General features: G+C 42.6%; 17 protein-coding genes and 1 pseudogene. 17 read left to right on the top strand and 1 reads right to left on the bottom strand.

Annotated elements, in window-relative coordinates; all coding sequences use genetic code 11:
- The first annotated feature begins 160 nt into the window (after positions 1-160).
- Genes rsxC through EUBREC_RS07355 form a run of 6 tightly spaced genes read left to right on the top strand, consistent with a single transcriptional unit; the run spans position 161 to position 5202 of the window.
- Positions 161-1492, top strand: a complete 1332-nt coding sequence (gene rsxC, locus EUBREC_RS07330; protein ID WP_012742483.1) for an electron transport complex subunit RsxC — start codon at positions 161-163, stop codon at positions 1490-1492.
- 18 nt (positions 1493-1510) lie between these two features.
- The gene (locus EUBREC_RS07335; protein WP_041254024.1) at positions 1511-2473 is read left to right on the top strand and encodes an RnfABCDGE type electron transport complex subunit D; all 963 of its coding nucleotides are present in this window, start codon (positions 1511-1513) and stop codon (positions 2471-2473) included.
- Positions 2466-3074: an RnfABCDGE type electron transport complex subunit G gene (locus EUBREC_RS07340; RefSeq protein ID WP_012742485.1), complete on the top strand. Its 609-nt coding sequence runs from the start codon at positions 2466-2468 to the stop codon at positions 3072-3074. Before EUBREC_RS07335 ends, EUBREC_RS07340 begins: the two co-directional genes overlap by 8 nt.
- Positions 3074-3802: an electron transport complex subunit RsxE gene (gene rsxE, locus EUBREC_RS07345; RefSeq protein ID WP_012742486.1), complete on the top strand. Its 729-nt coding sequence runs from the start codon at positions 3074-3076 to the stop codon at positions 3800-3802. Before EUBREC_RS07340 ends, rsxE begins: the two co-directional genes overlap by 1 nt.
- On the top strand, positions 3802-4392 hold the full coding sequence (gene rsxA / locus EUBREC_RS07350; protein ID WP_012742487.1) for an electron transport complex subunit RsxA: 591 nt from the start codon (positions 3802-3804) through the stop codon (positions 4390-4392). Before rsxE ends, rsxA begins: the two co-directional genes overlap by 1 nt.
- An 18-nt stretch (positions 4393-4410) precedes the next feature.
- The gene (locus tag EUBREC_RS07355; protein ID WP_012742488.1) at positions 4411-5202 is read left to right on the top strand and encodes an RnfABCDGE type electron transport complex subunit B; all 792 of its coding nucleotides are present in this window, start codon (positions 4411-4413) and stop codon (positions 5200-5202) included.
- Between the two features lie 58 nt (positions 5203-5260).
- Here EUBREC_RS07355 and EUBREC_RS07360 read toward each other — a convergent pair whose 3' ends face one another.
- Entirely contained in the window at positions 5261-6310 is a 1050-nt protein-coding gene (locus EUBREC_RS07360; RefSeq protein WP_012742489.1) for an FAD:protein FMN transferase, read from the bottom strand.
- A 204-nt stretch (positions 6311-6514) separates the two neighbouring features.
- On the opposite strand from EUBREC_RS07360, the gene proB reads away from it, so the two are divergent.
- From proB to EUBREC_RS07415, 11 genes and pseudogenes are all read left to right on the top strand, one after another.
- Positions 6515-7429, top strand: a complete 915-nt coding sequence (gene proB / locus EUBREC_RS07365) for a glutamate 5-kinase (RefSeq protein WP_012742490.1) — start codon at positions 6515-6517, stop codon at positions 7427-7429.
- A 31-nt stretch (positions 7430-7460) separates the two neighbouring features.
- Positions 7461-7685, top strand: coding sequence for a DUF896 domain-containing protein (locus EUBREC_RS07370; protein ID WP_012742491.1), 225 nt, complete (start codon positions 7461-7463; stop codon positions 7683-7685).
- A complete protein-coding gene (locus EUBREC_RS07375; protein WP_012742492.1) occupies positions 7660-8235 on the top strand; it encodes a 5-formyltetrahydrofolate cyclo-ligase in 576 nt (191 codons plus the stop codon). Before EUBREC_RS07370 ends, EUBREC_RS07375 begins: the two co-directional genes overlap by 26 nt.
- A complete protein-coding gene (locus tag EUBREC_RS07380) occupies positions 8228-9484 on the top strand; it encodes a glutamate-5-semialdehyde dehydrogenase (RefSeq protein WP_012742493.1) in 1257 nt (418 codons plus the stop codon). The genes EUBREC_RS07375 and EUBREC_RS07380 overlap by 8 nt, the downstream gene beginning before the upstream one ends.
- 47 nt (positions 9485-9531) lie before the next feature.
- Positions 9532-10971: a tRNA (N6-isopentenyl adenosine(37)-C2)-methylthiotransferase MiaB gene (miaB, locus tag EUBREC_RS07385; protein WP_012742494.1), complete on the top strand. Its 1440-nt coding sequence runs from the start codon at positions 9532-9534 to the stop codon at positions 10969-10971.
- Positions 10964-11362 (top strand): NusG domain II-containing protein, encoded by a 399-nt coding sequence (locus EUBREC_RS07390; RefSeq protein ID WP_012742495.1) that lies wholly within the window; start codon positions 10964-10966, stop codon positions 11360-11362. The genes miaB and EUBREC_RS07390 overlap by 8 nt, the downstream gene beginning before the upstream one ends.
- A gap of 33 nt (positions 11363-11395) precedes the next feature.
- Positions 11396-11893 (top strand): Gx transporter family protein, encoded by a 498-nt coding sequence (locus tag EUBREC_RS07395; RefSeq protein ID WP_012742496.1) that lies wholly within the window; start codon positions 11396-11398, stop codon positions 11891-11893.
- Positions 11894-11995: 102 nt separating this feature from the next.
- Entirely contained in the window at positions 11996-12604 is a 609-nt protein-coding gene (ruvA, locus tag EUBREC_RS07400; protein ID WP_306719337.1) for a Holliday junction branch migration protein RuvA, read from the top strand.
- 42 nt (positions 12605-12646) lie between these two features.
- Positions 12647-13638 (top strand): annotated as a pseudogene (ruvB, locus tag EUBREC_RS07405) (Holliday junction branch migration DNA helicase RuvB).
- Positions 13639-13760: 122 nt separating this feature from the next.
- A complete protein-coding gene (locus tag EUBREC_RS07410) occupies positions 13761-14234 on the top strand; it encodes a cell division protein ZapA (RefSeq protein WP_012742500.1) in 474 nt (157 codons plus the stop codon).
- Between the two features lie 88 nt (positions 14235-14322).
- Positions 14323-16449, top strand: a complete 2127-nt coding sequence (locus EUBREC_RS07415; protein WP_041254026.1) for a U32 family peptidase — start codon at positions 14323-14325, stop codon at positions 16447-16449.
- The last annotated feature ends 1 nt before the right edge of the window (position 16450 follow it).

Here is a 16450-nt window from a genome sequence, read left to right on the forward strand (position 1 = left end):
ATTCCTGCCTTGAATATCATTTGTATAAACATTATAACATAAAGTATTAAAAAAAGTACATAATATACTATTTAACTAAAAATCATAAGTGGTATAATAGGAATAGTAATGTGCAATAGCATTTCCACGTTATTAATCTAAAAGAAAGAGGGGCACAAAAATGGGTCATAAAACGTTTATTGGCGGTGTTCATCCATATGATGGCAAAGAGTTGTCTAAGGATTCACCAATTAAAGAAGTTTTGCCCAAGGGCGACATGGTATATCCGGTTTCGCAGCATATCGGCGCACCGGCTAAGCCTGTTGTTGCCGTAGGTGACACTGTGTTGAAGGGACAGATGATAGCAGAGGCCGGTGGCTTTGTTTCATCACCTATCTATTCATCAGTGTCAGGAAAAGTTAAGGCTATTGAGAAGCGACGTGTGGCGGTCGGCGATATGGTTGACAGTATTGTTATCGAAAATGATGGCATGTTTACTGAGACAACATATGAGAGCGTCGAGGATGTCACTGCGCTTTCAAAGGAAGAAATCATCGAGAAGGTCAAGAATGCGGGTGTTGTCGGCATGGGCGGTGCCGGTTTCCCTACACATGTTAAGCTTTCTCCAAAGGAGCCGGACAAGATTGAGTATATTATCGCAAACTGCGCAGAGTGTGAGCCTTACCTCACATCTGACTACAGACGTATGCTTGAGAATCCTGAGGAATTAATTGGCGGCATGAAGATCATACTTCAGCTTTTTGACAATGCAAAGGGGATCCTTGGTATAGAGGATAATAAGCCTGACTGTATCGAAAAGCTCACAGAGCTCACGAAGGATGAGCCACGTATTGAGGTTTGTCCGCTTATGACAAAGTACCCACAGGGTGGTGAGAGACAGCTCATCTATGCTACAACCGGCAGAGCCATCAATTCTAAGATGCTCCCTGCTGATGCAGGCTGTATCGTTGATAATGTAGAGACAATCATTGCTGTCTACAATGCCGTAAAGAATGGACAGCCAGTCCTTAAGCGTATTTCAACAGTTACAGGAGATGCTGTGAAGAATCCTTCCAATATTTTATACAGCATCGGTACCTCATATCAGGAGCTGGTTGATGCTGCAGGTGGCTTTAAGAGCCAGCCGGAGAAGATTATATCAGGCGGTCCTATGATGGGCTTTGCCATGTTTAGTCTTGATATCCCTACTACAAAGACCTCTTCATCAATACTGTGCTTCACACATGATGAGGTGGCAGCATTTGAGCCACAGGCCTGCATTAACTGCGGTCGTTGCGTTGAGGCATGTCCTGAGCAGCTTATTCCAAGCCGTCTTGCTAAGTTTGGTTTGCGTGGACAGATGGATGAGTTTGAGAAGTGGCACGGACTTGAGTGTATTGAGTGTGGAAGCTGTTCATTTGCATGTCCGTCAAGGAGACAGGTGGCTCAGCCTATTAAGACAATGAAGAAGCTTGTTCTCGCTGAAAAGAGAAAACAGGCCAGCAAAAAATAAAGAAAGAGGTGGATTAAAGTGAGTGATTTATATCATGTTTCATCATCACCACATGTACGTGCCAAGGATTCCACTGACAGAATAATGCTTTATGTCATTATAGCATTACTCCCGGCAAGTCTTTTTGGTATTTACAATTTTGGATTTAGAGCACTTTTTATCATTCTGCTTACCATCGCATCGTGTGTGGCATCAGAATGGGTGTTTGACTACATAGTTAAGAAAAAGAGCACAATTACAGACCTTAGTGCGGTAGTTACAGGACTGCTTTTAGCACTAAATCTTCCGGTTTCACTTCCATGGTGGGAGGCTGTACTCGGTGGAGTATTTGCAATCATCATTGTCAAGTGTATGTTCGGAGGACTTGGACAGAACTTTATGAACCCGGCACTTGGTGGAAGATGCTTCCTTCTCATCGCATTTGCTGCTGATATGACTAATTTCAATGTCACAAGAAACGGCGTGGATGTATACTCAGGAGCAACACCACTTGCGCTCATCAAAAATGAGGGACTTTCAAGTGTTAATGTAAGAGATATGCTTATAGGAAATACTGCAGGAACAATCGGTGAGACATCAGTTATAGCTATTTTAATAGGTGCTATCATCATGATTTTACTTGGAGTCATTGATTTAAAGATTCCTGCATCTTACATTATTACATTTGCTGTTTTCATGTTCCTTTTCGGAGCACAGCAGTTTGATATCAACTATGTTGTTGCAGAGCTCTGCGGTGGTGGACTGATGCTCGGTGCATTTTTCATGGCAACCGATTATGTCACAAGCCCGATTACGCCGATGGGAAAGATAATATTCGGTATCTGCTGTGGTATATTGACAGGAGTATTCCGTTGCTTCGGTGCCAATGCAGAGGGTGTTTCCTTTGCTATCATCTTAAGCAACTGCCTTGTTCCTATTATTGAGAAGGTTTCTATCCCAAGAGCCTTTGGTATGGTAAAGGAGGCAAAGAAGAATGAATAAACGTATTGTACATGACGCTTTGATTTTAACTGCCTTTACTCTGGTGCTTGGTTTTATTCTTGCCCTGGTTCAGGGAATCACGGCAGATCCTATCGACAAGGCCAATAAAGCAGCAGCACAGAAAGCATATCAGGCAGTATTTTCGGATGCAAAATCATTTGAGAAATATGATTATGATGCTGAAGAAGCTGATAAGCTTGTATCTGATGCAGGCTATAAGGATACAATCGATGATATTGAGACTGCCCTTGATTCAAACAAAGAGACATTAGGCTATGTCATTACAGTTACAGCCAAGGATGGTAGCCAGGGCAGTATCACATTCTCTGTAGGTATCAAGAATGATGGTACTGTAAACGGTTACTCGATCACAAGCATCAGTGAGACTCCGGGACTTGGAATGAAGGCCGAGGAGGCTGATTTCTACAAGCAGTTTGAGAACAAGAAAGTAGACAAGTTCGACGTTGTAAAGGCTACACCTTCAAAGGATGATGAGATTGAGGCCATCACAGGCTCAACCATCACATCAAAGGCTATGGCCAACGGCTGCAACGCAGCTATTACTTACTTCCAGAATAAATTACAGGGAGGTGCCAACTAATGAACAAATATGTAGAGCGTTTATATAATGGTATCATTAAGGAAAATCCTACCTTTGTACTTATGCTTGGTATGTGTCCTACACTGGCTGTTACATCCAGTGCGGTAAACGGACTTGGAATGGGACTTTCCACCACGGTGGTACTTATATGTTCAAACCTTTTGATTTCACTTTTCAGAAAAGTGATTCCTAACGGAGTGCGTATGCCGGCGTATATCGTCATAGTTGCATCTCTTGTTACAGTAGTACAGTTTTTAATGCAGGCTTATCTGCCTAGCCTTTCAGCAGCACTTGGTGTATACATCCCACTTATCGTGGTTAACTGTATCATCCTCGGACGTGCCGAGAGCTATGCTTCAAAGAATCCGCCTGTAGAGTCTATCTTTGATGGAATGGGAATGGGACTTGGATTTACCATGGGTCTTACAATCATCGGACTTATCCGTGAAATCTTAGGTGCAGGAACATTCTTCAACATCAAGATTTTCGGTGACTGGTTTACACCAATCACAATCTTTATCATGGCACCGGGAGCCTTCCTCGTACTTGGTTTCCTCGTTGCAGGCATGAATATCATCCGTAAAAAGATGGAAGCAAAGGGTACACCTCTTGCAGAGCCGGCAGGCTGCCTTTCAGGAGATTGTGCACATTGTGGAGCATCATGTCCATCAGCAAAAGCAGCACAGGCCGCTGTTGCGCCTAACACTACAGAAGGAGGGGATAAATAATGGGTACATTAGGTCATTTACTGCTCATTGCAGTAGCATATGCAATAGTTAACAACGTAGTACTTAGCCAGTTCCTTGGTATCTGTCCTTTCCTCGGCGTATCAAAGAACACAAAAACTGCTGCCGGAATGGGTGGTGCGGTAATTTTCGTTATCACAATCGCCACATTCGTTACACAGCTTATTTACAATTTTATACTGTATCCGCTTAATCTGTCATATTTACAGACTATCGTGTTCATTCTTGTAATTGCAGCACTTGTTCAGTTTGTAGAGATGTTCTTAAAGAAACAGATGCCGCCTCTTTACAAGGCACTCGGTGTGTATCTGCCTCTTATCACAACAAACTGTGCCGTACTCGGTGTAGCACTTAACAGTGTAACAAAGGGCTACAATATCTTAGAGAGTGTTGTTTACGGCTTTGCCACAGCTTTTGGTTTCTTTATTGCCATTGTGCTTATGGCAGGTGTTCGTGAGAAGATTGAGTATAATGATATTCCAAAGCCTTTCCAGGGAACAGCCATCGTGCTTCTTACAGCGTGTCTTATGGCTATTGCCTTTATGGGATTCTCAGGAATGGTTTCTGTATAGGATTGGAGGAAAAGTGATATGAATGTTACTGCGATTATTATTGCAGCTTTAGTTGTTGGAGCTGTCGGTATAATTCTTGGATTTTTCCTCGGTATTTCAGGAGAAAAATTCAAAGTAGAGGTTGACCCGAGAGAGGAAGCAATACTTGAGGTGCTTCCGGGCAACAACTGTGGTGGCTGTGGATATGCCGGATGCTCCGGACTTGCTGCCGCCATTGCAAAGGGAGAGGCACCGGTAGGACAGTGTCCTGTAGGTGGAGACCCTGTTGCGGCAAAGGTCAGCGAGATTATGGGTGTAAAGGTTGAGGCCGGAGTAAAGAAGGTTGCATTTGTAAAGTGCGCCGGCACCTGTGATAAAGCAAATACAGACTACGACTACACAGGAGTAGAGGATTGTGTTGCAATGTCATTTGTACCGGGCGGCGGACCTAAGTCATGTAATTATGGTTGCCTTGGCTATGGAAGCTGTGTGAAGGCATGTCCTTTTGATTCAATCCATGTGGTTGACGGAGTTGCATGTGTCAATCCGCTTACATGCAAGGCCTGCGGCAAGTGCGTAGAGGCTTGTCCAAAGCACCTCATCGAGCTTATTCCATATGACACAAAGCATGTTGTAAAGTGCAGCTCAAAGGATAAGGGCAAGGATGTCATGAAGGCATGCTCGGTTGGATGTATCGGCTGTCATCTGTGCGAGAAGAACTGTCCGTCAGATGCTGTCCATGTAGTAGACAATGTAGCTTATATTGATCAGGAGAAATGTACAGGCTGCGGAATCTGCGCAGAGAAGTGTCCAAAGAAGATTATTCTGTAATGAATAAAAGCTGTCACATATCATTATGATATGTGGCAGCTTTTTTATAAGCTTGCAGCTATTCTGTGCTTACGTTATATTCATCTGATGTAGTGATAATACTATAATCGTCTGTCACAAATATTGCCTCAACACCGGAAAGGGAATTGATAAGCTCCTTTGCTTTATCAATGCCAAGAGCAAAGCATGTGGTGCTTAAGGCATCTCCGTCGCAGGAGGAGTCGCTTATGATGGTGACAGAGTACAGATTGTTTTTGACGGGATAGCCGGTTGTGGTGTCCAGTATATGGTGATATAGCTTGCCGTCTACTCTGTAGTACCGCTCGTAGATGCCGGAGGTGACGACGGATTTGTCCTTGATTTTGACAGTACATATGGGCTCACCGCTCTCGTCGAAGGGCTTTTGTATGCCGACTGTATAATCACTTCCGTCGGATTTTTCACCGACAGTGAGGACATTGCCACCCAGGTTTATGATGCCTGAGGTGATTTTTTTGGACTGTAAATAAGCCTTCATCTTATCGGCGATAAAGCCCTTTGCGATTCCACCAAGGTCAAGCTTTGCTTTTGAATCGGTTAGCATCACATCGTTTCCGTTAATCTGTATATTGCGGTAATTTACATGTGACAGCTCACTTTGTATCTGTGCATCAGACGGAACGACTGATGCATCCACCTCATTATCTTTAGAGTCGGTATTTTCAGCTATTTCGGAAAAATTCCACAAATCAGACAGCTTTCCTATAGTGATATCAAACCTGCCGTCACTTGTGTCGCCGTATTCGATGCCATTTTTTATGAGCTCGAGTGTATCATCGCTTACTGTGACATATTCTTTGCCGGCAGCGTCATTTATTTTGCTCACCTCTGAGTAACTAACTGTGTTTGACAGCATATCCTCATATTTCTTTGCCATATCAAAGCAGTCGTCTATGTATTTCTCGTCGGTAGTGCCATAAAGCGTAATCTGTATTATCGTGTCAAAGTAGAAGCCCTGTTTTGAAACCTTCTGCTGAGCCTTGGGCTTTAATTCACATGCAGACAGGCTTCCTGTTATTGTGGCAAGCGCCAAAAGGACAGGGACAAGGTGTTTTAGTTTATTTTTCATAGTGCATCCTTTATTAATTTTCTAGTTGTAAATTATTTATAGTTAAAGCTTAAATAGTAAAAGCATAAATATAACTTTGCGTCCGGACTTTATGAAATTTAAAGCCGAAAGCAACAGAAATATAATAACACAAAATAAAAAAATAGAGACAGTAGTAAAAATGATTTTGTATTTTGCATGAATATATGGTAAAGTAGTAAATGTATGCGTAATGTAATTATGTATGCATTTAGACTTACAATAGGAAAGATGATAGAAATGAGTTTTTTGGACAATTATAAAAGAGTGGTAATAAAGATAGGTTCATCGACGCTGACACATGCAGAGACGGGAAGCCTCAATTTTTCAAAGATGGAGCGTCTGGTGCGCTCGATATGTGATTACAGAAACAGCGGTATGGATGTGTGCCTCGTAAGCTCCGGCGCTATCGCGGTTGGACGTGATGTGATAGGCATAAAGGAGCGCCCGAGCGACATTTCAATAAAGCAGGCATGCGCCGCAGTTGGACAGGGCAGGCTTATGATGACATATCAGAAGCTTTTTTCCGAGTATAATCAGAATTCCGGACAGGTGCTCATGACAAAGAATACCATAGTCAATCCTGTTTCAAGACGCAATGTTATGAATACATTTGAGGAGCTTTTTGATCTGAACGTGGTGCCTATTGTCAATGAAAATGATACGGTAAGCACATACGAGATGCAGTTTGGTGACAATGATACGCTGTCTGCTATTGTTACATCAATCACGAAGGCCGATCTGCTCATACTGCTTTCTGATATAGACGGACTGTATTCCGACGATCCTCATGACAATCCGGATGCAAAGCTTATCAGAGAGGTTGATACGCTTGACAGGAAAATACTTGGCATGGCAAAGTCATCAACCGGCAGCGATGTCGGAACCGGCGGCATGGCGACAAAGCTTACAGCGGCAAAGATTGCCACATATTCCGGTGCCGATATGATTATCGCAAACGGCGGCAATATGGGAATTTTATATGACATTATGAATGACAGATATACAGGAACACTTTTCCACAGGGCAAAGGATGCAGAGTTTGTGCTTGCGGATTATATACAAAGAGAGATGGCACCTACATCTACAGGCGGCCAGTAATCAGCTATAAATTTGAAATCAGGAGAGTGCTATGACACAGGAAAAAATACAGCGAATCAATGAGCTTTACAGAAAGTCACAGGCAGAGGGACTTTCTGAGGCAGAGAAAAAAGAGCAGGATCTTTTGCGCAAGGAGTATATAGCAAACGTGAAGAAGAATTTAAGAAACCAGCTCAACAATATCGATATGGTAAACGATGACGGTTCGGTTGAGAATCTCGGCGAGAAATATGGAAACAAAAAAAGAAATTCGTAGCAGGCTTAAAAAGCAAAGAGGCCTTCTGGGGGTTGATGAGTGCCACAACATGAGCCATGAAATTTATAAAAGGCTCATAGCTTTAGAGCTCGACAGGGAATATGACAACATACTTTTGTATTCAGCTATCAGAAATGAAGTGAATACTGATGAGTATTTTGCCTATTTAATAAACAAAGCAAAAAGGATATATTATCCGAGGGTTTCGGGCAATACAATGTCCTTTTACAGGGTAAGAAGCCTTGATGAGCTTAATTGTGGTTCATTTAATATTAAAGAGCCTGATATGACGAAGGAGTATACGCAGGCGGATGGCAGGGCGCTTATGATAGTGCCGGGGCTTGCATTTTCGGATACCGGTTACAGAATCGGCTATGGAAAGGGCTTTTATGACAGATATTTATCGTCTTTTACAAAAAGAGACACTGTTATGGCAGTTGGAGTGGGCTACGATTTCCAGTTACTTAGCGGCATGACGTTTGAAGATGAATATGACGTACCCTTAGATGGGGTGATAACAGATAAGAGAGAGGTGTTTATTGATGAATGATTTAGAAAAAATTTGTGCGGATGCATATGAGGCCAGAGTAAAGATAGGAACACTGGATACTGATATCAAGAATAAGGTATTAAACGATGCAGCGGACAATCTTCTTAAGGCAGAAAAAGAAATCCTTGAGGCAAACAAAAGGGATGTGGCCACAGCAGAGGAAAATATGAAGGCAAAGAGCATGATTGACAGGCTCTCGCTTGACCATGACAGGCTCCTTGGCATGGCTGACGGACTCAGACAGATAGCAAAGCTTGCAGACCCTATTGGGGAAGTGATGTCTATGGCAAAGCGTCCTAATGGCCTTATTATCGGAAAAAGAAGAGTTGCAATCGGTGTTGTTGGCATTATCTTTGAGGCGCGCCCAAATGTCACATCAGATGCCTTTGGTCTGTGCTTTAAGACAGGCAACTGTGTCATATTGAAGGGTGGAAGTGATGCGATAAATACCAATATCGCAATAGTTAAGGCACTAAAAAAGGCTTTAACGGACAATTTGGTTTCTGATGCTGCACTTGCACTTATTGAGTCAACAGACAGAGAGACAACAAATGCGTTTATGAAGATGGATCAGTATGTGGATGTGCTCATACCAAGAGGTGGTGCAGGACTCATCCAGAATGTTGTCAAAAATGCTACAATTCCTGTCATCCAGACCGGTACAGGCAACTGCCATGTATATGTGGACAAGGATGCAGACTTTGATATGGCTGTTAATATTATTAACAATGCAAAGACACAAAGAATCAGTGTCTGCAATGCATGTGAGTCGATTGTAGTACACAGTGCCATAGCGGAGGAGTTTCTGCCAAAGCTGTACGATAAGCTAAGAGAGCATCATGTACAGCTGCACTGTGATGAAAGAGCGCAGGCAATTCTTGCCGGAAGAGATGATGTGACAGAGGCCACTGCCGATGACTGGGGTATGGAGTACCTTGATTACATTATGTCTGTAAAGATTGTTGACAGTATTGATGAGGCAATCGAGCATATCAACAGATACAACACATCACATTCTGAGGCAATCGTCACAAATGATTATGACAACGCACAGAAGTTCTTAAATGAGATAGATGCTGCATGCGTTTATGTAAATGCCTCAACCAGATTTTCTGATGGAAATGAATTCGGCTTTGGAGCTGAGATAGGAATCAGCACACAGAAGCTTCACGCAAGGGGACCTATGGGGCTTGAAGCACTGACTAGCTACAAATATATTATTTACGGCAGTGGTCAGATCAGGGAATAGTCAGGTAAAGTATCATAGAATTAATTTGAGAGGAAATATAATATAACATGAGCTACGATATAGATATAACAAAGACACCACCGGCACATGAGCCTGAGAGGCAGTATTACTACATGGCAAAGGCAAAGGATTTTGTTGAAAAGAAATCTAAAGAAATCGGCCGTCCTATGACTTATTTTGTAAAGACATTCGGGTGTCAGATGAATGCCCGCGACTCAGAAAAGCTTGTCGGAATACTCGAGCAGATAGGCTACGTGGAAGGAACTGATGAGCACTCTGATTTCATTGTATACAACACCTGTACCGTACGTGAGAATGCCAATAATAAGGTGTATGGCAGGCTTGGATATCTGCAGAACTACAAGAAAAAGAATCCTCTGATGAAGATTGCTCTCTGCGGATGCATGATGCAGGAGCCGGAGGTTGTTGAAAATATCAAAAAGCACTATAAGTTTGTAGATATCGTATTTGGAACCCACAATATATTCAAGTTTGCAGAGATTTTGTGCAACAATATCGAGTCTGGCTCACAGGTGATTGACATATGGAAGGATACCAATCAGATTGTCGAAGATCTGCCGGTGAAGAGAAAGTTCTCTTTCAAATCAGGTGTCAATATCATGTTTGGCTGCAACAATTTCTGCAGCTACTGTATCGTGCCATACGTAAGAGGTCGTGAGAGAAGCAGGGAGCCTAAGGATATCATAAGAGAGATAGAAAAGCTTGTTGCAGACGGAGTGTGCGAGATAATGCTTCTCGGACAGAATGTCAACTCATACGGTAAAACTCTTGACAATCCTATAACCTTTGCAGAGCTTCTTCGCGAGGTCAATAAGATTGAGGGACTTAAGAGGATTCGTTTTATGACATCTCATCCAAAGGATTTATCCGATGACCTGATTATGGCGATAAAGGAGTGCGACAAGGTGTGCAAGCATATGCATCTGCCGCTTCAGTCAGGTAGCTCAAGGGTGCTTAAGGAGATGAACAGGCACTATGACAAGGAAAAATATCTCGACGAGGTAAAGAGACTTCGTGAGCAGATTCCTGATATTGCAATCACAACTGATATCATTGTGGGCTTCCCGGGAGAGACTGAGGAGGATTTCCTTGAGACAATGGATGTTGTTAAGCAGGTCAGATATGACAGTGCTTTTACATTTATTTACTCAAAGAGAACAGGCACACGCGCAGCTACCATGGAGAATCAGGTGCCGGATGATGTGGTCAAGGACAGGTTTGACAGGCTCTTAAAGGAGGTTCAGACTATCTCATCAGAAAAGGCAAAATGCTATGAGGGCAAAGTGGTGCCGGTACTTGCAGAGGAGATGGATGACCAGAAGGATGGCTATGTGACCGGACGTATGGACAATAATTCAATCGTACATTTTCCGGGTACCGAGGATATGATTGGAAATATCTACAATGTGAAGCTTGATGAGTGCAGAGGCTTTTACTATATGGGAGAGATAAAAGAGGATGCGTAAGCGTTTTGGCAGAAATGATATAATCCTGATATCGGTTATTGTAATTATCTCTGTCGCTCTGCTTCTTATATGGAAGCTTGTATATTTAAAGGGACAGGATACGGATAGCGATGCATGTGTCGAGGTGACTATCGATGGAAGGGCATATGGCACATATCCGCTTTCAAAGGATGATACAATTGAGATAAAAAACGGCGATGGCGATGTTACTAACACTCTTGTCATAAAGGGCGGTGTGGCGGATATGACCTCTGCCGACTGTCCGGATCATCTGTGTGTGAAGCAGAAGGCGATATCAAAGGAGGGAGAGTCGATTATCTGTCTGCCGAATAAGGTTGTTGTGACGGTAAAAAGCGACACGAAATCCGATATAGATTCTATATCCAAGTGATACCCGAACATTTTTATAGAAAGAATGAGATAAATGAAAACCAGAAAGATTGCATATCTTGGTATGCTTATGGCACTGGCACTGGTGCTAAGCTATGTTGAGTCACTTATACCGTTTGCGGTAGGCATACCGGGAGTGAAGCTTGGGCTTACAAATATAGTGACAGTAATCATGCTTTATATAGCAGCACCCATGGAGACGTTTCTGCTATGTGTATTTCGCGCGGTGCTTTCAGGCTTTATGTTTGGAAATGCGTTCAGCATCATATATTCACTGGCAGGCTGTATACTAAGCTTTATCGTTATGTACCTGCTTAAGAAATCAGATAAATTCAGTTCGGTTTCAATAAGCCTGGTCGGTGGAGTGTGTCACAATATAGGACAGATAATAGTTGCGGCTATAGTTTTGTCAACCTACAGCGTAGTGTACTATATTCCGGTGCTTCTTGTGGCAGGATGCATCACGGGACTTGTGATTGGAATAGTAGCTTCACAGGTGCTTTTAAGAATTTCTGACAGCTTTCATGTATAGTTTTAATGGGCTGTAATCTACGTATATTTAATAATAAAAGGAGATGCTGCTGTTTTATGCCTGTGTGTCAGGCTACAGTCGAAACAGTAACAAATGGATTCAATGTATGCATATATAAAAGGAGAGCTTGCAGAAAAAAATATAGACAGCATTGTAGTGGAGGCTGCAGGTGTAGGCTATCTCATTTACATACCGACGCAGTATTTTGATATGCTGCCTGACGAGGGAGAGGATGTAAAAATTTACACCTACCTATGTGTCAGGGAGGATGCCATGATACTTTATGGCTTTTTGAGCAAGGATGATCTTGAAATCTTTAAGCTGCTGATTACAGTCAGCGGAATCGGACCAAAGGGAGGTCTTGCCATTTTGTCAACTCTGCCTGCCGATGATTTGCGTTTTGCGATTCTATCGGGGGATTCAAAGGCTATATCAAAGGCACCGGGAATAGGTGCAAAGACGGCTCAGAGAGTGATACTTGATTTAAAGGACAAGCTGTCGCTTGAGGATGCATTTGAAAAGAAGCTTGAGAATCAGGCATCCGGTGCTGCTGTATCCATGAACAGCACTGTGAAAAATGATGCTGTCATGGCGCTCAATGCGCTTGGATACTCATCTACTGAGAGTCTTAAGGCAGTGTCCAAGGTTGATATCACAGAGGATATGGATGTAGAGGATGTGCTGAAGCTTGCACTCAAAAATATGGGCTGATTGGACAAGCTGTAAGCTTAAAACAGAAACGGGGAACAAAACGTGAAAAGAGTAATTTCCACACAATTGCAGGAAGAGGACATAAAGATAGAGAAATCCCTGCGTCCTATGTATTTTGATGACTATATCGGTCAGCAGAAGATAAAGGACAATTTAAAAATATATATTGAAGCCGCAAAATCAAGGGGCGAGGCGCTCGATCATGTGCTGTTTTATGGCCCCCGGGACTTGGAAAGACAACACTTGCAGGAATCATTGCAAATGAGATGGGCACAAAGATAAAGGTGACCTCCGGTCCTGCAATAGGTAAGCCGGGAGAGATGGCAGCCATACTCAACGGACTTTCTGAGGGAGATATACTGTTTGTCGATGAGATTCACAGATTAAACCGTCAGGTGGAGGAGGTGCTCTATCCTGCCATGGAGGATTACGCCATTGATATCATGATTGGTAAGGGTGAGTCTGCAAAGTCAATCAGATTCAACCTGCCAAAATTCACCCTTGTAGGTGCAACAACGAGGGCGGGTATGCTTTCGGCACCTTTACGCGACAGGTTTGGTGTGGTAAATCACATGGAGTTTTACACTGTCGATGAGCTAAAGCATATTATCGTCAATTCCGCAAAGGTGCTTGGAGTTGAGATAGATGACAAGGGAGCCTACGAGATGGCGCGTCGTTCAAGAGGTACCCCAAGACTTGCAAACAGACTTCTAAAGCGTGTCAGGGATTTTGCGCAGGTCAAGTATGACGGCAAAATCACCTATGATGTGGCAAGCTTTGCACTGGATCTTTTGGAAGTGGACAAGTACGGACTGGATTTAAACGATAGAAATATACTTCTCACCATCATTGACAAGTTTGCGGGAGGACCGGTAGGTCTTGATACGCTTGCAGCGGCAATAGGTGAGGATGCCGGAACCATTGAGGATGTTTACGAGCCGTATCTGGTGAAGAACGGCTTCATAAACCGCACACCAAAGGGACGTGTGGCAACAGAACTAGCCTTTGAGCATTTTGAGAGAAAAAGGGCTTAAAGTTGCAATTTATATCTATAAGGCATATAATAATTAAGTATTTGATATTGAAATTGATATTAATAGTAATATTAATACTAATATAGCTGGTTTGAATAAATGTGAAAACGGAGGATGATTAAATGTCTGCAAAAACAAATGCCGAGGTGGTAATAGACGGAAAGGTTTACACACTGTCAGGATATGAGAATGAGGAATACTTACAGAAGGTTGCGGCATACATCAACAACAAGATTGCAGAGTTTGATGATATGGATGAGTATAAGCATCTTCCGGGCAATATGAAGAGCACACTTATCGAGCTCAATATTGCGGATGATTATTTCAAGGCAAAGGCACTTGTCGAAAAGCTCGAGGGTGATATAGAGAATAAGGATAAGGAAATATACGATTTAAAGCATGATTTAATTTCCAATCAGGTGAAGACTGAGAATGCCGAGGCGAGCATGAAGGAGCTTGAGGCACAAAACAAAGAGCTTTTACTCAACAAGGCGAGACTTGAGGCAACTCTTGAGGAGTCACTTCTTGATGGAAAAAAGCCTGTTAAAAAATCTGCACATGCTTCTAAAGGGGCAAATGACAGTAGCGATAAATAGCAATAAAAGGGGAACAGTTATCGTACACTGTTCCCTATTTTATTGCAGGTTTATATGATATCAAATGAGCATCTATATGAGGAAATATATGAGAAATAAAGATTTTGAACTGCTTGCACCGGCAGGCAACCTTGAGATATTTAAGGGCGTGATAGAAAGCGGCGCCGATGCTGTGTATGTGGGCGGAAGCATGTTTGGAGCCAGGGCATATGCCAATAATTTCACAGAGGAGGAGCTTTTAGAGGCAATTGATTTTGCGCATTTACGAGGAGTAAAGGTGTATCTGACGGTCAATACGCTGATTAAAAACAGTGAGTTTTCAAAGCTCTACGACTACCTGCTTCCATACTACAAAAGAGGGCTTGATGCAGTGATAGTGCAGGATATTGGAGTGGTGAAGGCTATCCATGAGTATTTTCCGTCAATGGAGATACATACGAGTACACAGATGACTGTAACGGGAGCAGACGGAGTGCGCTTTCTTTCGCAGTTTGGAGTGACGCGTGTGGTCATGGCAAGGGAGGTTTCTCTTGCAGAGATGAAGCGCATACATGAGGAAACCGGCATGGAGCTTGAAGCCTTTGTGCACGGAGCATTATGCTATTCGTATTCGGGACAGTGCCTTTTCAGCAGTATTTTAGGTGGTAGAAGCGGAAACAGAGGCCGCTGTGCACAGCCGTGCAGACTGCCGTATACCGTGGAGGGCAAAAAGGATGAATACATTTTAAGCCTTAAGGATATGTGTGGTATAAAGGCTCTTGACAAGCTGCATGATGCAGGTGTTTATTCGCTCAAGATTGAGGGACGTATGAAGCAGCTTGAGTATGCATGCGGAGTGGTAAAATACTACAGAAGCTATATCGACAGTATGAAGCCTGTTACCGATGCTGATTATGACAGGATAAAGGCACTTGGAAACCGCTGTGGTTTCACAGACGGGTATTATTTCGACCACAATGGCTCTGATATGGTGACTTATGTGAAGCCTAATTTCGTTTCAAATGCTGCAGAGCCTTCGCCTGAAAAGAGAAAGCTTTCGATAGAGGGAGAGCTTGTTTTAAGAGAGGGGGAGCCCGGAAGCCTCACTGTAAAAAGAGGTGATGTGACATACAAAGCTTCAATAGAACCTGTCAGTGCCGCACTTAAGGCACCGCTAGATAAAAAGGCCGCTATCGACAGGATAAACAAAACCGGTGATACAGACTTTGAGTTTTCACATATTAAAGCTCAAATCGGAGAAAACGTCTTTGTGCCGAACGGAGCACTAAACAAGCTGCGGCGTGATGCAATTTCAGGGCTTTGTGATAAGCTGTTGAAAAAGTATTACAGGGATGACGCACGATATGCTGATATATCAAGTATGTGTGAGCTCCCTGAACATGTCGTAAAAAGCGACGCAACACATGAAGATGGAGCTGTAAATGCAAAGGATTACACCACCATATGCTCGTGTATGACACGCGCGCAGCTTGATACACTTATTAGCTATGAATGCTTTGATGTTTTTTATCTGGATTTTGACATGTATGACAGGAAGACTCTGATACAGCAGTTTGCAGATGATGTGAAATGCCTTACAAAGCGAAATAAAAAAGTGTATCTCATGCTGCCTACGATATTCAGGGCGGATTCATCGGATTATTTTGTATCTATCGCAAAAGAGCTTGATAAGGTAAGCTTCGATGGCTTTGTTGTGAAAAATTACGAGGAGCTTTATCTGACAGAAAATCTTTTTACAGGGAAAAAAGTTATTTTAGACCACAATATGTATACCTTTAATGATGTTTCAAAGAGTGCTTTTTTTGAGCACGGAGTAAGTGGTGACACAGTGCCGCTTGAACTTAATTCAAGGGAGATTATGCATAGAAACAATATAGGCTCGCAGATGATAGTCTATGGATATTATCCGCTTATGACCACCGCCAACTGTGTGCACAAAAACACAAAGGGCTGTGATAAAAAGCAAAAGCTTATATATTTAAAGGACAGATACAATAAATCCTTTGCAGTTTGTAACAACTGTAAGGAGTGCTATAATACAATATATAATTCACTGCCTACCATGCTCACAAAGAACATAAGTAAGCTTAAGGAGGCAGGTATAAGAAGTTTTAGATACAGCTTTACAATCGAGACTCCAAAGCAGATTAAGGCGGTTATGGATGATAAGGTAGCTGAATATACAAACGGACATTACAAAAGAGGAGTAGAATAAC

Origin of the sequence: Agathobacter rectalis ATCC 33656 (genome assembly GCF_000020605.1) — a bacterium.
Classification (GTDB): domain Bacteria; phylum Bacillota; class Clostridia; order Lachnospirales; family Lachnospiraceae; genus Roseburia; species Roseburia rectalis.

What these genes read in the sequence shown, in the direction of transcription:
- rsxC (WP_012742483.1), top strand. Translation starts at nt 161, where the DNA reads ATGGGTCATAAAACGTTTATTGGCGGTGTTCATCCATATGATGGCAAA.
- EUBREC_RS07340 (WP_012742485.1), top strand. Translation starts at nt 2,466, where the DNA reads ATGAATAAACGTATTGTACATGACGCTTTGATTTTAACTGCCTTTACT.
- rsxE (WP_012742486.1), top strand. Translation starts at nt 3,074, where the DNA reads ATGAACAAATATGTAGAGCGTTTATATAATGGTATCATTAAGGAAAAT.
- rsxA (WP_012742487.1), top strand. Translation starts at nt 3,802, where the DNA reads ATGGGTACATTAGGTCATTTACTGCTCATTGCAGTAGCATATGCAATA.
- EUBREC_RS07355 (WP_012742488.1), top strand. Translation starts at nt 4,411, where the DNA reads ATGAATGTTACTGCGATTATTATTGCAGCTTTAGTTGTTGGAGCTGTC.
- EUBREC_RS07360 (WP_012742489.1), bottom strand. Translation starts at nt 6,310, where the DNA reads ATGAAAAATAAACTAAAACACCTTGTCCCTGTCCTTTTGGCGCTTGCC.
- proB (WP_012742490.1), top strand. Translation starts at nt 6,515, where the DNA reads ATGCGTAATGTAATTATGTATGCATTTAGACTTACAATAGGAAAGATG.
- EUBREC_RS07370 (WP_012742491.1), top strand. Translation starts at nt 7,461, where the DNA reads ATGACACAGGAAAAAATACAGCGAATCAATGAGCTTTACAGAAAGTCA.
- EUBREC_RS07375 (WP_012742492.1), top strand. Translation starts at nt 7,660, where the DNA reads ATGGAAACAAAAAAAGAAATTCGTAGCAGGCTTAAAAAGCAAAGAGGC.
- EUBREC_RS07380 (WP_012742493.1), top strand. Translation starts at nt 8,228, where the DNA reads ATGAATGATTTAGAAAAAATTTGTGCGGATGCATATGAGGCCAGAGTA.
- miaB (WP_012742494.1), top strand. Translation starts at nt 9,532, where the DNA reads ATGAGCTACGATATAGATATAACAAAGACACCACCGGCACATGAGCCT.
- EUBREC_RS07390 (WP_012742495.1), top strand. Translation starts at nt 10,964, where the DNA reads ATGCGTAAGCGTTTTGGCAGAAATGATATAATCCTGATATCGGTTATT.
- EUBREC_RS07395 (WP_012742496.1), top strand. Translation starts at nt 11,396, where the DNA reads ATGAAAACCAGAAAGATTGCATATCTTGGTATGCTTATGGCACTGGCA.
- ruvA (WP_306719337.1), top strand. Translation starts at nt 11,996, where the DNA reads ATGTATGCATATATAAAAGGAGAGCTTGCAGAAAAAAATATAGACAGC.
- EUBREC_RS07410 (WP_012742500.1), top strand. Translation starts at nt 13,761, where the DNA reads ATGTCTGCAAAAACAAATGCCGAGGTGGTAATAGACGGAAAGGTTTAC.
- EUBREC_RS07415 (WP_041254026.1), top strand. Translation starts at nt 14,323, where the DNA reads ATGAGAAATAAAGATTTTGAACTGCTTGCACCGGCAGGCAACCTTGAG.